The 18,307-nt window shown below is 49.5% G+C and carries 16 protein-coding genes; 4 read left to right on the top strand and 12 right to left on the bottom strand.

What is annotated here, in order from left to right; translation table 11 throughout:
* Positions 1–41: 41 nt before the first annotated feature.
* The 5 genes from BC349_RS08995 to BC349_RS08975 all read right to left on the bottom strand — a co-directional run bounded on the left by BC349_RS08995 (position 42) and on the right by BC349_RS08975 (position 5,312).
* Entirely contained in the window at positions 42–974 is a 933-nt protein-coding gene (locus tag BC349_RS08995; protein WP_187256408.1) for a lysophospholipid acyltransferase family protein, read from the bottom strand.
* Between the two features lie 99 nt (positions 975–1,073).
* A complete protein-coding gene (nadB, locus tag BC349_RS08990) occupies positions 1,074–2,675 on the bottom strand; it encodes an L-aspartate oxidase (protein WP_187256407.1) in 1,602 nt (533 codons plus the stop codon).
* Positions 2,676–2,695: 20 nt separating this feature from the next.
* Complete coding sequence (locus BC349_RS08985; RefSeq protein WP_187256406.1) at positions 2,696–3,535, bottom strand: lysoplasmalogenase; 840 nt, start codon at positions 3,533–3,535, stop codon at positions 2,696–2,698.
* Complete coding sequence (locus BC349_RS08980) at positions 3,535–4,323, bottom strand: hypothetical protein (protein WP_187256405.1); 789 nt, start codon at positions 4,321–4,323, stop codon at positions 3,535–3,537. Before BC349_RS08980 ends, BC349_RS08985 begins: the two co-directional genes overlap by 1 nt.
* Before the next feature lie 26 nt (positions 4,324–4,349).
* The gene (locus BC349_RS08975; protein WP_187256404.1) at positions 4,350–5,312 is read right to left on the bottom strand and encodes an aldose 1-epimerase; all 963 of its coding nucleotides are present in this window, start codon (positions 5,310–5,312) and stop codon (positions 4,350–4,352) included.
* Between the two features lie 67 nt (positions 5,313–5,379).
* Between BC349_RS08975 and BC349_RS08970 the strand changes: the two genes are divergently transcribed.
* The 3 genes from BC349_RS08970 (at position 5,380) to BC349_RS08960 (ending at position 7,910) form a co-directional block, all read left to right on the top strand.
* Positions 5,380–6,198 carry a class D beta-lactamase gene (locus tag BC349_RS08970; RefSeq protein ID WP_187256403.1) on the top strand — a complete coding sequence of 273 codons (819 nt, stop codon included), beginning with the start codon at positions 5,380–5,382 and terminating at the stop codon, positions 6,196–6,198.
* Positions 6,199–6,289: 91 nt separating this feature from the next.
* A complete protein-coding gene (locus BC349_RS08965) occupies positions 6,290–7,294 on the top strand; it encodes a VWA domain-containing protein (RefSeq protein WP_246456870.1) in 1,005 nt (334 codons plus the stop codon).
* Entirely contained in the window at positions 7,284–7,910 is a 627-nt protein-coding gene (locus tag BC349_RS08960) for a tetratricopeptide repeat protein (protein ID WP_187256402.1), read from the top strand. The genes BC349_RS08965 and BC349_RS08960 overlap by 11 nt, the downstream gene beginning before the upstream one ends.
* Positions 7,911–7,964: 54 nt before the next feature.
* Here the strand turns inward: BC349_RS08960 and BC349_RS08955 are convergent, their stop codons facing one another.
* A complete protein-coding gene (locus BC349_RS08955; protein ID WP_187256401.1) occupies positions 7,965–8,546 on the bottom strand; it encodes a transposase in 582 nt (193 codons plus the stop codon).
* 124 nt (positions 8,547–8,670) lie between these two features.
* On the opposite strand from BC349_RS08955, the gene ispG reads away from it, so the two are divergent.
* Positions 8,671–10,692 carry a (E)-4-hydroxy-3-methylbut-2-enyl-diphosphate synthase gene (ispG, locus tag BC349_RS08950; protein ID WP_187256400.1) on the top strand — a complete coding sequence of 674 codons (2,022 nt, stop codon included), beginning with the start codon at positions 8,671–8,673 and terminating at the stop codon, positions 10,690–10,692.
* A 47-nt stretch (positions 10,693–10,739) separates the two neighbouring features.
* On the opposite strand, the gene BC349_RS08945 is transcribed toward ispG, so the two are convergent.
* From BC349_RS08945 to BC349_RS08920, 6 genes are all read right to left on the bottom strand, one after another.
* Positions 10,740–11,297, bottom strand: a complete 558-nt coding sequence (locus BC349_RS08945; RefSeq protein WP_187256399.1) for a hypothetical protein — start codon at positions 11,295–11,297, stop codon at positions 10,740–10,742.
* Between the two features lie 150 nt (positions 11,298–11,447).
* Positions 11,448–13,694, bottom strand: a complete 2,247-nt coding sequence (locus BC349_RS08940; RefSeq protein ID WP_187256398.1) for a TonB-dependent receptor family protein — start codon at positions 13,692–13,694, stop codon at positions 11,448–11,450.
* 18 nt (positions 13,695–13,712) lie between these two features.
* Complete coding sequence (locus BC349_RS08935) at positions 13,713–15,056, bottom strand: vanadium-dependent haloperoxidase (protein WP_246456869.1); 1,344 nt, start codon at positions 15,054–15,056, stop codon at positions 13,713–13,715.
* A 25-nt stretch (positions 15,057–15,081) separates the two neighbouring features.
* Positions 15,082–16,632 carry a vanadium-dependent haloperoxidase gene (locus BC349_RS08930; protein ID WP_187256397.1) on the bottom strand — a complete coding sequence of 517 codons (1,551 nt, stop codon included), beginning with the start codon at positions 16,630–16,632 and terminating at the stop codon, positions 15,082–15,084.
* Positions 16,613–17,560, bottom strand: coding sequence for a hypothetical protein (locus tag BC349_RS08925; protein WP_187256396.1), 948 nt, complete (start codon positions 17,558–17,560; stop codon positions 16,613–16,615). The genes BC349_RS08930 and BC349_RS08925 overlap by 20 nt, the downstream gene beginning before the upstream one ends.
* 157 nt (positions 17,561–17,717) lie before the next feature.
* The gene (locus tag BC349_RS08920) at positions 17,718–18,284 is read right to left on the bottom strand and encodes a hypothetical protein (protein ID WP_187256395.1); all 567 of its coding nucleotides are present in this window, start codon (positions 18,282–18,284) and stop codon (positions 17,718–17,720) included.
* Positions 18,285–18,307: the final 23 nt, after the last annotated feature.

Below are 18,307 nucleotides of genomic sequence, written 5' to 3'. Positions count from 1 at the left end.
GTCAAAGGATGCGGGGTGCAGCAGCAACAGGGAAGTGGTATTTATTGGGATATGGATTCGTATGGGTTGACATCCTTTTCAGGTGCCGGGACATTGTCAATCCAGTTGGACAGGTAAGCGGGTTTCCAGCCTTTTTTCCATCGTCGGTGGCTCCAGAGCCACATGTCGGGCTGTTCCCTGATGACATCCTCCAGGAAATCACGGTACCGTCGGGTCAGTTCGCCTTCCGGAAGTTCATGCGGGTTTTCGGATACCAGTTTTGCGTGCAGGTGATAATAGCCTCTTTTTTTCCGGGTGATATGTACAAATACCACGGGGATATTTCCGGTGCGCGCTCCTTTTTCGGGTCCGGGTATAAAGGCTGAAGGGATGCCGAAGAAGTTCAGCCAGTATGCTTTGTCGGGGTTGGATGGAACCTGGTCGGCAACCAGTCCGAGCAGGTACTGTTTGTCGCGGTGTTGCAACATGCTTTTGCGCATATCCGTGGCCGGTACCAGGATGGTGCCGGTTTTGCTGCGCAATTCCCTGAAGATCCTGTCCATTGCCTTGTTCTTCAGGGGCATATAAACGCCCAGCAGGGGATGTTTGCAATTATAGCCGTAAGCGATATTGCCAAGTTCCCAGTTAAAGTTATGGCCCATATGCACCTGGCATTTCAATCCCCTGTCGTATAATTCATTGAACACGTGGAACTCACCTGTCATCCTGCTGGTTATAAAATCCTTCCCTGCTGAAAAGAGTTTGATGGTTTCGATAAAGGTATCGGTGAAGTTTTGCTGAAACCGGCGGATAATGGTTTCCCTTTCCTGTTCGGATTTTTCCGGAAATGCCAGTGCCAGGTTAGCGCTAAGCACACCGTGCCGGTACCCGAATAGGCGGAACAGGAGCCAGCAGACAAAGTCACTCAACCCGTAAAGCATCCACATAGGGAGCAAAGACATCAGGTATAAAAAGCCATAAACCAGGTAATACATTCAGATCAGTTCTAAACACAAATGTAGGTGGAGGGGATGCCTCTACCAAGTATGCGGAGGGGAGAAAAACACGGTATTTTAAATAGTTGCCGGTGAATATTACAGAACGATGTTTTGCAGAAGTGTGCTTTTTTCGGGATAATCTGTATTGAAATGCAGGCCCCTGCTTTCTTTGCGGAATTGCGCCCCTTTTACGATAAGAAAGGCCACCGAGATCATATTGCGCAGTTCACAAAGCTGGGGCGATATCCTGGTTGCCTGGTATAATTGCTCTGTTTCCGTCCAGAGAAGGTCCAGCCGCTTCATGGCGCGTTCCAGCCGCACATTGGTCCTTACTATACCCACGTAATCGCTCATGAGCAATTGCAGTTCTTTCAGGCTTTGGGTGATCAGGATCATTTCACGCGGATCGGTTGTTCCCGCTGCGTTCCAGTCGGGAATTTTTTCCGGTGAAATGGGGTTGTTCAGGTTGCTGGCGGAATGTTCGAAAGCGCGATGGCCAAAGACCATGGCTTCCAGCAGTGAATTGCTGGCCAGCCTGTTGGCGCCATGGAGGCCGGTGGAAGCACATTCACCGGCAGCGTACAGGTTGCGGATCGAAGTGCGGCCCCATTCATCCGTTTTGATCCCTCCGCAACTATAATGTGCCGCGGGTGCCACTGGAATCATGTGTTTGCTGATATCGATCCCGATTGACAGGCATTTTTCGTAAATATTGGGAAAGTGGTGGATGAACTTTTCCCTGTCCATATGACGGCAATCCAGGTACACATGCTCCGTACCGGTGATCTTCATTTCGCTGTCTATGGCGCGGGCAACGATGTCTCGGGGGGCGAGGTCTTTGCGTTCGTCATAACGTTCCATAAAGGCCTCGCCTTTTTTATTGCGCAGGATACCGCCATCACCTCGTACGGCTTCCGTGATCAGGAATGCCTGACCACCGACACCCGGTTCATACAGGGCGGTGGGATGGAACTGGATGAATTCCATATTTTCAATCCGTCCCTTGGCCCTGTATACCATGGCCACACCGTCGCCGGTGGCAATGGAAGGGTTGGTGGTGGAGCGGTAGACCTGGCCATTTCCGCCGGTGGCAAGCAAGGTGTTTCCGGCCAGGATCTTTTCGATCTGGTTATTACTGGTATTGAGTACGTAGACGCCGTAACACTGGATATCGGGTGTGCTTTTGGTGACCAGGTAGCCGAGGTGGTGCTGGGTGATCAGTTCGATGACAAACCAGTGTTTGATGAATTCAATATTCGGATACTCATTTACTTTTTCCAGTAATGCCCTTTCCGTTTCTTTTCCTGTCACATCCTTATGGTGAAGGATGCGGTATTCACTGTGTCCGCCTTCCATTCCGAGGGCATATTCGCCATTAACTCCTTTGTCGAATTCTGCCCCCCATTCAATCAGTTCGCGGATCCTGTCCACCCCTTCTTTCACAACTATTTCAACGGTTTGCGGGTTGCATAATCCGTCTCCTGCAATCAGGGTGTCGTTGATATGTTTTTCAAAGCTGTCATTCTCAAAATCGGTTACTCCCGCTATACCGCCCTGTGCATACTTTGTGTTGGTCTCTTCTGCGGCTGCCTTGGTAACGACGGTGATTTTTTTGTGAGGGTAACGGGCTGCCATTTTGAGGGCGTAGGTAAGCCCGGCAATGCCCGATCCTATCACTAAAAAATCAGTTTGTTTCATGATCTTCAATGTTTAGTTTGTTAACTGCTGCTTTCTCCAGTGGTTTCTCCAGTGGTTTCTCCTATGGCTCCTCCTATGGCTCCTCCGGCTGTTCCTGCGGTTGCTGTCGCGGTTGCTGTCGCGGTTGCTGTCGCGGTTGCTGTCGTGGTTGCTTGTGCGGCTCTTCGCCCGGCTCCGAAAACAATTCCAGCCTGTGCCAGTCCATAGGTGATCATCACCCAAAATGAAGCGCTGTTAAAAGGATGCAGGAAGGCGTTAACGGCAAGCAGGCTGTCCGATATGATAAAAAGTGCAGCGCCGGTTATGAACCAGGTTGCATTAGAGGTTGTTGCAGCCTGGGATGTGGTTTGGGCGGAACTGCCGGTTGAATGCCAGGCCATGGCAAACATGGTTGCTATGACAATAGCGTACAAAAATACCGGTATCTTCAAAGGCTCTTCCAGTGCGGGTCCCAGGAAAAAATAAAAAATTCCCACATAGAGGCCGAGTATTATCAACAGGATGATATTCCAGGGTTTGCGTGGTGATTGTTTTCTGCGCAGGCCTGAAAAATAAATGATATAAAAGAGGTGCGCCACCAGGAACGATGCCAGTCCCGCCGTGAAATACCGCGTTCCTTCATTCATCAGGAAAACATCTCCCAGCCAGGAAAAAAACAGGGCCAGGGTGATCAGGAAACGGGAAGTCCCGGTTTTAGGGCCTGCTGCCAGGAAGAAAACCAGCAACAATGCCATCAGCATGGGTTTGGTAACAAATCTCACCATGGACCAGCCGGCAGTAATGGCGACCAGGTGCAGCAGTAAAGTGAGTCCGTAGCCATACAGCCAGGCTTTCCCCTTCAAGATAGGCGCTCCGTTCATCAGTACCTGATAATGATTTCCATGTTTTGCGGTGAGTCGAGGGCAAGGATCATATCATTTTTTAGCGTAACAGTTTTTTTGTCGTCAGACAGGATTGCCTTTGGGTTGCTGACAGATTTTGCTTTGCGTGGAAGCTTCACCGTGAGGTTCATTGCCATTTCACCCATCATGGCCATCATGCCTTTTGATTCCTGCAGTTTCGGGTCGCTCACCAGGCTGTCATAACGGGCGCGGTTAAGCGTACGTCTGTATTCGCCTTTACTGAAAGTGATATCATACACACTGCTGAATTTTTCGAGTCCGGGACCGCCTGCACCCGGTACCGGGGGCTGGCCATCGCTGCCGGCTTCTCCATTGTTCTGTTTCAATCCCTTTAAGGCATCGCCCATCATTCCTTTTTCATTAATGGCGGCATATAACTTATTGGCATCTGAATAATTTTTGAAAGGGTATTTCATGTCCAGGTTGAACTGGTTCTCCTTCATGTTCAGTTTGACTTTCATGATGCCTTCGCGCAGCAAAGCCTTGTTTTCGGCACTGATGTCACGGGCTGTATCGATCAGGTCCTTCATGTGGATCATGGTATCGAGGGCCTTGTCCATTCCTTCTTTCTGCAGGTCTTCCTCAGAGGCAAAGCTTTTAACCAGTTCGAAAAGTTTGCCCATATCTGAGCTGACACTGATCTGGCCGGATCCGTCATCCTTCAACTCCACTTCTTCTTCGATCTGAATACAGGCGGTGAAAAAAACAGCTATCAGCGCTGCCAGCATCAGTTTGTATTGCTTCATATCAATTTTTTAAAATGTGGTACAATTTAAGCGGTTTCACCTGTAATTATTTCATAATGGAGCGTGAAGGTTTTTTCCACTCCCGGTTCCAATAACAACAATCCTATTTTATTGTTGAAGCAATCCGGCGCTGCGCTCAGGTTTTCGATGGCAATGCTCTGCCGGTCAGGTGGGGTGTAAATCTGGAGATAAGGGTATTGTTCATCTGTAATGAAGCGGAGGGCAATTTTTTTTATGGGATGGCTGAAAACACAAACGGGCTGTCCTGCAGCCGGGTCTATCAGGAAGCAGTTGTCGAGTTCCAGGCTTCCGATGGTCTTCGTTTCATTAAAAGAATCGAAGGGAAGGATATTTCCTGTGGGGATAAGTTGCCGGTTAAATTCCACCGTTCCGGCTGAAGGGAATTGCAGCTGGCATTCATCGATGGGGGAATTGAACCTGAAATAAGGGTGCCAGCCGTCTGCCATCGGAATGGCTTTCTGGTCGTGGTTGGTAAGGGAGGTCTGCAACTGCAGGGTTTGATTGGGCAGTAAAGTGTACCGGATGGTGCAATTATATTGAAAAGGATAGCCGGCGTCTTCTCCCTTGTAGTTATATTCAAAGGCAGCAGATGCCATGAAATCGGTAACCGTTTCTTCCCTGATGCTGAAAGGTTTGTTGAACAGTAAGCCATGGATGGCAGTGCCATCGGGGAACTTGTTGGCGAATTCATAGGAAACCCCGTCCCATGAATATTTTGCCTGGTGGATGCGGCAGGGGAAGGGCGAAAGTTTGCTGCTTTTATAACTGCGGTTGAGTTGCCGGCCGATTTCTTCCTCGCTGCTGTAATTGCTGATCACATTGCAGGGGCCATCAGAAGTTTTGACGATGAATGCGTGCAGCATGGCGCCGTGGTCCGGGGCTATTGAAACCGTTATGGCCAGTTCTTCATCATGCAGGTGGACCAATGAAATACCATTGGTAACAGAGTGGGAAATTCGGAATCTCATTGGACAAAACTACCATAAATGCACTTCAAATGCCAGTTCCCCTACCTTTGCGGCACAAATATTTTATATGAGATACCTGGCCGGTTTTTTTGGATTGATCATGGTCCTGGCTGCCTGTTCGCCCAATAATGTAACAGAGGATAAATCGCTGCAAAAATATTTTGACGCGGAGGGGGTGAGTGGGGTCTTCGGCATGTTTGACAATGCCCAGGGCGATTTTATTTTAAGTGACCGCAGGCATTTCCGCGACAGTGCCTACCTGCCTGCCTCGACCTTTAAAATTGTGAACTCCCTGATTGGTATTGAGACCGGGCGTGTAAAGGATGACAGTACGGTGATTCCCTGGGACGGGGTGGTGCGGTGGAACGAAAACTGGAACCAGGATCTCAGTATGTACCGTGCTTTCCAGTATTCATCCGTTCCCTGGTTCCAGGAACTGGCCCGAATGATCGGGAAGGACACCATGGAGCACTGGCTCGATACCCTGGGGTATGCCCGCCGTTATGATACTGCCAGAATAAACCGGATTGATAGTTTCTGGCTGGACAATTCGATGAAGGTGACGCCGGATGAGCAACTGGGTATGGTCAAAAAACTTTATTTCGATCAGTTGCCCTTCCAGCGCAGGAGCCATGAGATTGTACGCAGGATGATGCTGATGGAGGACAGCGCCAAATTCAAGCTCAGTTACAAGACAGGTTGGGGAAATGCAGAGAATGGTGACAATATCGGCTGGATCATTGGCTGGGTGGAGGAAAACAAACATCCCTATTTCTTTGTGGTGCAGGTGAGAACAGGTAAACCGGATGCGGATATAGCGGCCATCCGTTTGAGGATACTGAAGGCGATACTCAGGGACAAGGGTTTTTTTGAGGGTAACAAATAAGGGGTTGATTGCTGGCGTAGTTTGTGGGGTGGTTTGTGCGGTGGTTTAGCTTGGCCTCTTTTTTGCGTTATATTGTGATAAATGACTGCCATTGTTTCGATTTGAAAATATATACTGGTTGATAGCGTTGGCCCTGGTACCTGTACTGGTGGCGCTTTATATGCTGCTGGTGCGCTGGAAAAAACGTGCTGCGCAGAAGGTCGGCGATCCCGCCCTGGTGAAAGTGCTGACCGGAAATTTTTCTCACCAGAAGTTTTTATTAAAGTTTGTGCTGGGGGCTTTTGCATTGGCAGCGCTGGTGCTGGCTGCTGCCAATCCGCAGTTAAAAGGGGAAAGTGGCGAACAGAACCGGAAGGGGCTGGATGTGTTATTGCTGATGGATGTCAGTAAGAGCATGCTTGCCCAGGACATCAAACCGAACCGGCTGGAGCGGTCAAGGCAATTGATGAGTCTGCTGATCGACCAGTTATCGGAAAACCGGATCGGCATGGTCTGGTTTGCGGGAAGGGCCTATTTGCAGATGCCGCTCAGTTCGGATGCCTCTGCGGCGAAAATGTATTTGCAGAATGCCGGGCCGGATGCGGTTCCCACGCAGGGGACGGTCATTGGTGAAGCGCTTCGGCTGGCGGGAGCCACTTTTGACAGCAAGGAACAGAAATATAAGGCCGTGGTGTTGGTTTCCGATGGGGAGGATCATGATCCGGAAGCCCTGGAGGTAGTGAAGGACCTGGCTGCCAGTGGTGTGATGATCAATACAGTTGGGGTAGGTTCACCGGAAGGTGCAACTATTTTTGATCCGGCTACGAATGATACCAAGCGGGATGCCAGCGGAAACACAGTTGTCAGCAAGCTGAACGAGGCCCAGCTCAGGGAGCTTGCCCAGGCGGGTAATGGCGTTTATGTGTACCTGCAGGATGCTGCTGCGGCGGCCAGGACGATCCGGGCCCAGTTGGCCGGGGTGGAGCAGAAGGAGCTGGAGGATGAATCTTTTGTTCAGTACAACAGCTACTTTTTTATCCCGTTGGTATTGGTTTTATTGGTTTTGCTGGCGGAAATTTTCATAAGTGAAAGGAAAAAGCGATTACATGAAGCGTGAAATTGGGATATCCATACTGGCCGTTCTGGCGGTGATGCGGGCCGGGGCGCAAAGTTCCGGTATCCGGGAGGGGAATAAGTTGTATCGCGAGGGGCGGTTTGAGGAGGCTGCGAATGTTTATGACGGGGTTTTGAAGAGAACGCCGGAGGACAATACGGCGATGTATAACCGATCCAATGCCCTGGCAAAAAAAGGGGATAAGGCTGCGGCTATGTCGGGATATGACAAGTTGGTGGAAACTGCGAAGGACGCCAGGATACTGCAGCGGTCATGGTATGATAAGGGGGTGTTACACCAGCAGGGGCAGCAGTTGGATGGGAGTATTGCTGCCTGGAAGGAAGCGCTGAAGCTTGATCCGGAAGACCAGCAGGCTCGGGAGAATTTGCAGAAGGCCTTGCGGGAGAAAAAGAAGCAGCAGGAGCAGGAAGAGAAGAAAAAGGATGAGCCCAGGGATAAGAAGGATAAGGAGCCGCCGAAGCAACCGCCGCCGCAGAGCAAGCTGACTCAGAAGCAGGTGGAGCAGTTACTGAAGGCCATGGAGCAGAAGGAGAAGGAGATTCAGAAGAAAATGCAGCAGCGTGCTGCCAGTCCGAAGCAGCCGGAAAAGGATTGGTAGGGTTTTCGCGTCTGACGCGCGTCTGACGTACGTCAGACGTATGTCAGACGCGCGTCAGACGGGTAGGGCGGGAAAATCGGTTGGGTCGATATTTGCCTGGAGGATCGATCTCCGATCGAGGTCCAGTAATTGCATGGCAAGTTCCTTATTACAGAAACCTGGCCGTTCCGGGATAAGATATTCATTGTAAGAAGAAAATTTCCAGTCCTGGATTCTGTTTACCAGTCCAGCTTCAAAGGCATTCCTATGAATATAATGTAAAAGATTTCGCCCTTGTGTTTTGGTATCCGGCCCTACCAGTTTGTTTTTGAATTTCTGGTGGAACAGGTTGCCTGATTTATCGTATTGTGCATTAAATCCGGCAGTGTAGCTGCTTTGGAGGTTTCGCATACCTTCCGATAAACAACTGATAGGGATGATTCTGTTATCAATTAATTGAACAGTTTTTTCGTTTGCGTAGATCTCGAAATGGTAATGATTGGGCATCAGGGTCCACGATAGAAGGTCCACATACGGCAGCAGGTGGTCTTTCATTTTTTTCAGAAAATAGTAATAATTCGAGTCGTTGAAAAAAAGGGTTTGCTTTTGGTTTCCCCTGTTATAGATATGATATATCTGTCCTTCCTGTGGTTTCATCAGCCTAAAATAATCTCTCCAAACTGTCTGTGGTAGGGTGAAAAAACGGTTTTATGCGTCTGACGCGCGTCTGACGTACGTCAGACGTGCGTCAGACGCGTTATCTTCGCGGAAAATCGTTGCTATGCAGATTTACAGCGAATCGCTGACAGATTACAGGAGGTTGGTTACAAGGGAAGTAAAAATAGGGGAGCTGATCCTGGGAAACGGTCATCCAATCCGGATCCAGACCATGACAACCACCGACACCATGGATACCATGGCCACGGTGGAACAGAGCATCCGATGCATTGAAGCCGGCGCTGAACTCGTCAGGATTACTGCCCCCAGCAAAAAAGAGGCTGAAAACCTGCTGGTCATAAAAAACGAACTCCGCAAAAGAGGATACCATACACCTCTGATCGCAGATATACATTTCACCCCCAATGCCGCTGAAATAGCTGCCCGGATCATCGAAAAAGTGAGGGTTAACCCCGGGAACTATGTCGACAAGAAAAAATTTGAGCAGATCGATTATACCGATGCCGAATACGCAGAGGAGATAGATCGCATCAGGGAACGTTTTACGCCGCTGGTGAAAATCTGCCGCGAATACGGAACTGCCATGCGGATCGGTACCAATCATGGATCCCTGAGCGATAGGATTATGAGCCGTTATGGTGATACCCCGATGGGTATGGTGGAAAGTGCCATGGAATTCCTGCGTATTTCCCGGGATGAAAGCTTTCATAATATTGTCCTGAGCATGAAGTCCTCGAACCCGCAGGTGATGGTGCAGGCTTACCGGCTGTTGATACAGACCATGCAGGCAGAGTTTGGGGAGATATATCCCCTCCACCTCGGGGTTACGGAAGCCGGTGACGGCGAAGACGGCCGGATTAAATCTGCCATCGGAATAGGCACCCTGCTTGAAGACGGAATCGGAGATACCATACGGGTATCTCTAACCGAAGATCCGGAGTTTGAGATCCCGGTTTGCCGCGACCTGGTGAAGAGATACCAGGGAGATACCGTGAAGAATGAAGAGGAAATAGTGAAGGGACGGGTACCTGAAATAAATACCGGAACCCTGGGGTATTCTCCTTTTGAATACCGGCGTAGGGAAACATTTACGATCGATAATATCGGGGGAAAACATGTTCCGGTGGTAGTAGCCGACCTGAGCCGGCTTGAAAAAATTGAACCCCACCACCTGCAGGGTATTGGGTACAGGTATGACGCCACCACAGACAAATGGAATATTGGTGATGCGGCTGCGGATTATATTTTCACCGGCCACCAGTTGCTTTCCTTTGCCTTACCCGGTACCTTAAAGGTCATCTGTTACCCGGCCGCCTGGGAACTGGCGGAGGACCAGTCAAAGTATTTCCCGATTTTCCAGGACAGCGGATTTGTGGAAGCTGAAAGAAAAAGCGAGCTGCTCAATTTTGTGATGGTGGATTGTTTTAACGATGCAACCGCACTGAATGATTTTACCTACCTGGATGAACTGGCCAATGACCCGACTGTGGTGATCTGCCTGAGCAGCACCAACCGCAATGCCATGCAATCCGTGCGCCGGATGTTTGTAGAATTGCTCCGGAGGGGAATCAGGAATCCGGTTGTACTGATCACCGACAGCAGTTGGCATACACCAGATGAACACCTGATCCATTTTGCCACGGAAACAGGCGCCTTGTTACTGGAAGGTTTGGGAGATGGTATCGGCCTGGGCATTTCTGCAACAGCCTCTATTGAAAATGTACAGGTGAGCGGAAGGACCTATCTGCCCGTGAAAGATGTTTACCAGTTCGTCAACAATACAGCTTTTTCCATCCTGCAGGCCACCCGCACCAGGATATCCAAAACAGAATATATTTCCTGTCCGAGCTGTGGCCGCACTTTATTCGACCTGCAGGAGACAACTGCAAAGATCCGTGCTGTAACCAATCACCTTAAAGGAGTAAAAATAGCGATCATGGGATGCATTGTGAACGGACCCGGTGAGATGGCAGATGCGGATTTTGGATATGTGGGCAGCGGTCCGGGAAAAATTACTTTGTACAGGGGTAAGGAAGTGGTGAAACGCAATGTGGACAGTGAAGTGGCGGTGGAAGAACTGATCCGTCTGCTGAAAGAGAACGACGCCTGGGTGGAACCGGCCTGATGATTTGATTCACCCGTCGGGTGCCACCCGACGGGTGAATCAAATCATCAATACCTTTTCAGCACTGCACGCTGATAACTTCGCATGCCATAGGATTTGATCTTTGGGATGGTACTGTCCCCGCCACCAGTAATGGCTATTGGTTTTTCCTGGCTATTAAAGAATTCCACCACCAGGCTGTCACCGCTTAACCAGTAATTGTTCAGAATGGTATTCCCTTCCACTGTAAAGCTTCCGCTGAAACGGTCACCCAGCAGGAACTGGTCCAGCACAATGCTATTGCGCTCATCGATCAGCCAGTGACCGCGTGAGATATCAAAGGGTTTTAGCAGGTAGGGGCGGTTGTCTTTCTGCTGGTCACCGTATATAATCCTCCAACTGTACTGGTTTACACTGTCAGTGGGTAGAATATGCAATTCCATATTTACAGATTGCCTTTTTTGAATGCCCTGGAACCAGTTCAGGGTTCCTTTCCATTTACCAATCCAACGGCGGGGAAAATCATGTTGGGCTGGATTATCACCTGTGCCTGCCGGCTGGGCCTGGGAGACGGATGCAAGGGAGATGACCAGGGTCAGGGAAAAAAACAAGGCTTTGCGTATCATGCGTTCCAGAGTGATTTTAGTGCTTGGATGATTCAGTTGTAAATGTAGGGGGCAAAGTGTGAAATCCATGCCAGAAAAAACGGCTGCCCGATGGACAGCCGCCTCATTTCAAAATAACCAAACATTAGAGAACATTTTATGCAGCAATTTTCAGAGCTTGATGCCCACGGAAAAAATCAAACTCCTGCCATCGGCCGGGTACAATCCACCAGGGCCGGGAAAAAAGGCCGGTCTCTCCGTGAAATATTGTTTGTTGAATATATTATTCAGCATGAACCGGGCAGTTACCGCTGATGTGATCCGGTATGAAAGGTTCAGGTCAAAAAGATGATAAGCAGGTACTTTCCCGATCGTGCCGCTGGCATTGGGTTCTGCCGTATTAAGCGGATCGGCATAACTGGAGGAAGTGTAGCTATACTGTATCAACCCGGATATTTTCCCATACCTGCCCTGCAGTCCGTTCCTTGAAATCAGGGGTGGGGCTGCTTCAATCCTGTTACCTTTAACGTCGAGATTGCTTCTTCCCGCAACAATTGTTCCCTTGGTATAACGGGCATGAATAATTGCAGTTGATGTAAAAACCGACAACCGGATCCCGCGTTTGGCGTCGGGTCTTCCGGAGCCTGTGTTCAGGTGGCCAAGTAATATGGCTTCCCCGTAAAACTCAATGCCCTGTGAAAGCGAGTTTCCGGTATTGGTCTTGTATAGGTATGTGTTCCCTGATTCATCTGTCAGGGCGATGTTCCCCGTTCGGTGTTTATATTGCAAACTGAAAAAGGTCAGGTCAAATCTGAAACGATTGCCTGCTGTACCCCTGATCCCCAGTTCTGCATTGCTTCCGAATGCATCCCTGATCCCGGGGTCGATTTTGTTCAGGGTGGTAGCGGGAATGACATCGGCGAAAAGCACGGGCCGGTAGGCTTGTGACCAATTGGCAAAAACCTGGATTGTATTATTTAGTTCGTACTGGATACCTGCTCCCAGTAAAAAGAATTTGTGGGCGATGGTTACCGGAATATCAGCCGGATTGAAATTCCGGATAGAGCCATTCATTTTGGTACGGCCGTTTTCATAGCGCAAACCGGTTGTAAATGTCAGTTTCGGATGAACCTGCAAGAGGTTCTCTGCAAAGAATGAGATATTGGAGGTCCTGAAGCCCAGATCGCGGCCCCAAACGGGATCGGTTAGCCGAAGATCGTAATCTGATCCCGTTGTTCCCTTTCCCATTTGTTTCCGGATCAAATTGTTATTGATGTACCGGATCCCGGCTACAATGGTTTGTTTATTACCCAGCCAGTGGTAGTGGTGCTTTATCCTGGCTTCATTTGCATAACTGTTGTAGTGATCGATATCCACCTGGCGATGATTATAGTTGCCTGTGGTGGCATTAATGGTATCGGGAACAGTTGACAGCGCAATGAACTGTACGCTGTTTCGCGAACCGAGGATAGCACTGCTGATAAGATTCAGGGTAGTGTTCCTGCTGATGGAATAATCCAGATGGAGGGAGGGAACATGGATAGACGGACTGTAATAATTCCTGCTGCGGGTAGACTGGCGTGGGTTTTCGCGGAACTGTGCATCGGTCAGTCCGCCGTTTAAATGGTTCACGTATTCCATGAAATTATATTCCATGCGCAGTTTCAGCCTTTTGTTGAATTCGTATTGCACATGCGCGTGTGCCGCCAGGTAATCGTATTCGCTGTTATCGCGGTAACCATTGGATTGGCGGTAATTGATGTAGCTGTAATAACTTAATTTTTTAATTTTCCCTCCAATGGCGTTAAAGGTGCTGAGCAGGCCGTAAGAGCCTGTGGAATTGGAAGATTCAAATGAAAATTTCCGGGTGCTGTCCGCTTCCTTTGTGATGTAATTTACCATGCCTCCAAACTGGCCGCCATATTGCAGCGCCCCGCTTCCGCGAACGATTTCGATCCTGTCAATGGATTCCGTTGGTGCATTGAAGTGACTTGCCGGATAACCATAGAGATCGGAATTTGTCATGACGTCATTTAACCGCACATTCATTTCCCAGGATCGATGGGCGGTCAGGCCACGGGTGGCGATATTCACCTGGTTGCCTGAGCCATCGTTTTCATATACATATACGCCGGGAACTTTTGCAAATAACTGGCGGGGATTGTTATCCACTTTGTTGGCATCCATGGCAGAGACATGCAGGATCTCTGTTTTTTTACCCGAGTAGATATAGGTTCCTTTTACAGGGGCGAGAGTCAGCATTTGTGATCTTTGCTGGTTGGCAATGATCAGGATGCTGTCAAGGGCGTGGATACGTATTGAATCAGGCAGATGCCGGCCCTTTACCTGTGCGAGGGCGGGAAGGTAAAGGGCCAGCATTGCTGAAATAATGGTCAGATATGTACTGGTTTTTTTCAAATCAGGTAGGACGATAGATTATTTTTTCATCTTCAGCCGGCTGACCACCAGTTCGCCTACTTTTTTGCCGGACTCAGCGCCCAGTTCATTGTCGAAACGAAAGTGGATACCGCCGTAAAGCCGGCTCATGGCCGCTTCAGCCGCTGCCTGCCGGAAGGACCTGATCTCCCTGTTGGCAATGCCGAATTCCAGCAGGGATGTGTCGGTAAAACTTAGCTGATCGCCAAAAACACTGGACATTGCCTCTGCTGCCGATGCAGAAGCTGTGCCATGTCCGCTGGGAAAGGAAGGGAAGGGCGGGGTCTGGATAAAAGGACGCCATTCCGGATCCACCACCTGGTTGATCACTGTTTCAGGTCGGATATAGTTATAGCTGTACTTGCCTTCCCAGCAACTGATGAAAGCATCGAAAAGGGAAATAGCTGTTTTCGCATATCCGGTAACGGTAGTATTAAAATCAGCACCTGCTTTTTTGGCGGCAATACCTACAATATTCATCCAGTGGCCGGGAGGAGAGAACTTCTTTGTTGCAAACATGACATGCCCGCTTACATTCATTTTGAACGGATTGTCATCCCAGAACTCAGCGATATGCTTTTGTTCATCAGTAAGGCTGTCACCCACCTGTTTTACTTCCATCATGTCCCTGTAAAATCGGCTGTTTTTGTCGGTAACATTAAATACAGGAGGATTCTGTGCCCTGCACATGGAGGCACTGTCCAGCACCATGGTCCTGATTTCTGCCCAATGTGGTTCCAGGGCCTGGGCATACATGGGAGGAGTCGGAACATAACGCCCGGCTTCGTTCGTAACATTATAACGTGTTGCTGATCGTGTCTGGGCGTAGTTGTCTTTTTTGGACCATGCCATTATCGTGGCTACGATGGTGTCTGAAAAGGCCTTGCTTCCATTGATCTTTGCTGATGGCATTCCCAGGCTGTCTGCCATATTCAGCAGTTCGTCATAGTAACCCATCAGGCTGCCTTCCGGGAAGGTAACTGCATTACCCACTTTGGTAAGGGCCAGCATGGCTGCCAGTGGAAAATCAATCACTGCAGTGTCTGCAGGCCGGGGCATGGCGGGCATGTGCCTGATCTGGCCGGAAAGGCTCTGGTAATGCGCCGGATCACCTGCCGCTACGATTTCATAAGCTGCAATAGTCGAGTAAACATAATTACGCGTGGCGATCATTGGCGGAAAATTATTTTCCAGCACCACATCATTCAACTTTTTCACGGTTTTGCTGAAAAGGTGTGGATCATGCAGGGTGGATTGATAATTCTCCTTTTTGCCGGCGCAGGAAATCATCAGGGTCGCGGATAAAAATCCGAGGGTTAGTTTGTTCAGCAAAGAAGTTCTCATTTTCTGGGGTTTAAAAAATTATTTACTAGTTGGAGCCATCTGCCATGCCTTTTTTTACAGCGAAGCTGCCGATAGCATTGCCGCAGCGGGTGCCTGCTTCCGAATCAAAACGGTAATGGATGGCGCCATAGATCCTTGATTCAGCCGCTTCCAGTGACATCCTTTCGAATTCAGCTTTTTCATCAGGAAAGATATATCCAAGAACCGTTGAGGCGGCTCCGGAAAAAGTAGAATGTCCGGATGTGTAGGAAGGGAAGTTGGGTAACCCGATTGTTTTAATGGAAGGATCTGCCTGGGAAGGCCTCGGATAAAAATAATAGGCTTTGGCATCCCAGCAACTGATACCTGCGTCAAACACTGCCATATTCATTAGGGCAAGGGTCCTGGCGGTGCGCAGTTCGTTGAATTTGTTTTTGACGATGGAATTACAGGCTATTTCATTCCAGTGACCGGGTGGTGTATAGGTGGCGGCGCCGTCACTCCAGAGTTGTGCTATGCGCCATACTTCCCCGGATGGGTTATTGCTGTATCGTTTTACTTCTGCCAGGGCTTCGTTGAATTCCGGTGAGCCAATAGCGGGTGGCGGTTCCGGCCTCAGTGAATCGCGCTGGGCTGTAGTAATCAGGAACTGTTTGACGTTTCCAAACATGGCCAGCATCATCGGGCGTTTTGGTGTTTCCATGCTTTCCCAGGGGAGGGTCAGTCCGCGTGCCATGGCATCCTGCTTCAGTTCGTCCCAGAGATTGGGATTGCCTGCGGCCTGTCCCATGCCGTCGGTACGATATCTGGCCAGTACCTTTTCGGCCACCTGGTTGGCAATCAGTTCGCCTGCGGCTATGTCTGAAGGAGAGGCAACACCTGATAATTGTTTGGCCATCTTCTGTTCGTTGCTTTGTTCCTGCAGCCAGGTGGTGTCGTTGGGGAACATTACTTTGAGCAGCCGGTATCCCACCTGGGCCACTACTGCATCTTCCGATGGGTAGGATGGAAGTCCTTCCTGAATGGGTTCCAGCGCTTTGATACCGGTTCCCTGTGCAGCCGGCGACATCCTGTTGTGGGTGAATTTGTATTTCCAGGTAGTTACAAGTGCATCATACATGGCTACATGCAGATAGGCATAAGCCCTGGATGCATAAGGCGGATTGGCAAACGGGAACTTCGGGTAGGCGCCGGGGTTATTAGGGTTGGGTGCCGGATAGGTTCCGTCAGGGTTTGCTTCCGGCGGGATGTTATAGGTAGCCACGAGCTGCCTGGCGATCTCGTTCCAGCGGATGATGCCGCTGCTTTTCCATTTTTCAATTATTCGTTTGTCCGTATCCGTAATGGATTGTTGTCTTGTTGCAATGCTGGTAAGTTCTGCCTGGTAGGCTGCACTGCCGGCAGCTTCCGGTGCTGGGATAATGATATCGGCCGGACCCGCCAGGAGAATGGTTTTCCAGTTTCCGCCATTGGCTTCAGTGGCTGTAGGTTCGAAAGCAGGAAGACTGCGCTGGTCGATGTCTTTGGAACATCCTGCCAGCATTCCGAGGGCCAGGATGCCACCTATAAATATTTTGTTAGTTTTTGCTTGCTTCATTGGTTTTCTTTTGGAATGGTTTAAAAACATACTGGATACCGCCCATCCAGCTAAAGGCTTTGCCCATATTGCGGCCGGCGATGGTCTGGTCGGCCATACCCTGTATAGCCAGGCCTTTGACCCATGGCATCCATACCAGTGCGGTCAGGCTGATGCTTTCGCGGTTCATCCTGTTGGACGGGTAGGGCATGTCATTGCGCCGCATATCTGATCCGCTGGTGCAGAAACTCCAGTTATACTGGATGCCGGCCCTGATGTTTTTATTATCGAATCCTGCGCGGATGCTGCCGTCCCAGACATCGGGGATCGCCATTTCCTTGCTGTAATATTGCTGGTCGGTATAATAGGTTTCGCGATCCACTTCGATTTTGCTCCTGGTTATGTACCCGGTTTGCAGGGTGGTGAAGATCCCGTTATTGTGCTTCCAGTGACCAATAAGCCTTGCCTGTGCAGTTTTGCTACCCAGTCCGATGGAATAGGGAAGGAAATCGGGGATATAACTGGTAAGGGGAACCGAAAATCCGACGGTGGCGAAAGTACTGAGTTTACTGTTTTTGAAGGCAGTTTTGCTGAGTTGGATTTTGGTTTCCATATTGAGGTCCTGCCAGCCTTTCAGGTGTTGCATGGTGCCTTTATCGGAGCTGTTGGAAATATATGCTGCCGTTGCAAAAACACTGATTCTGTCGGTGATGCCATATCCCAGCATAGGCATGAAATTGGTTGATTTGAACTCGCCGATATTAAGGTTCTCCCTGAGTCTTTTACCTTCCCAGTATTCGGTCCATTTTGATTCTCCATAAGTGGCTACCAGGCAGAGTTCTCCCTTGCTCATGGTAAAGCCGTCGAAAGCTGTTTGCGCTATAGTGGTTTGTCCTGCTCCCAGCAAGCATAGCAGGGCCGCAGTCCGGTTAAAAATTCGTCTGATCATTGCAGTTGGTTTTGAATAAATGTAGGCGTCTGACCCATGCCGGACGGTGGGTTGCAGACTGCGGGCATTCAGCCCTCAGCTATGCAACATAACCGGTTGTACGACGGTTTGCCGTCTGACGTACGTCAGACGCCTGAATAAACGTCACGAAAATTGATCAGCAAAAATCCGGGGGCTGTTCCTGGGGGGGAGTATTTCGGTTGCAGAACTGCTCTGCAAAAAGGTTATAACAGGTTGCCCTGCTGGTGAACCTGGGCTCATATCCGGGCCTGGTTTCATCCATAAGGTAATCGGAAAATATGTTTTTCAGGCTGATGGCCTGTTTTACCGGTTGCTGTTTTCCGGAGGAACTGGTATGTTGCAGGTCATTCACCAACTGGAAGAATTCATCCCTGGCATTGGTAAGATGAGTCACTTCATTGTTGGGAATGCAACGCATTTCAAGGGAGTCATTGAATATCCTGCGCTCCACGTATTGGTAGGTAACTGAGCCGATGGTGACATTACCTTTTACCCTTTCAAAAATAGGGGAGTTGGTATAATACGGAAGCTGGTCAACGGGTACCTTGATGGTGATCAGAGCGTTTTCCTCATAATGATTATTGTCCAGCCGCTGGTTGAGGTCGTTGCTCAGGTGGGTTTCCATATAGGAGAATACAGCCCTGTATCCTGCCCAGTTGAATAGCAGAATACCCATTATTAATATGGCAGCCAGTTTTCTCACAAGGGAACAAGTTAAGAATTTTT

It is taken from the genome of Flavihumibacter stibioxidans (genome assembly GCF_014332695.1).
GTDB classification, from domain to species: domain Bacteria; phylum Bacteroidota; class Bacteroidia; order Chitinophagales; family Chitinophagaceae; genus Flavihumibacter; species Flavihumibacter stibioxidans.
This window is presented reverse-complemented; position numbering and strand designations above follow the sequence as displayed.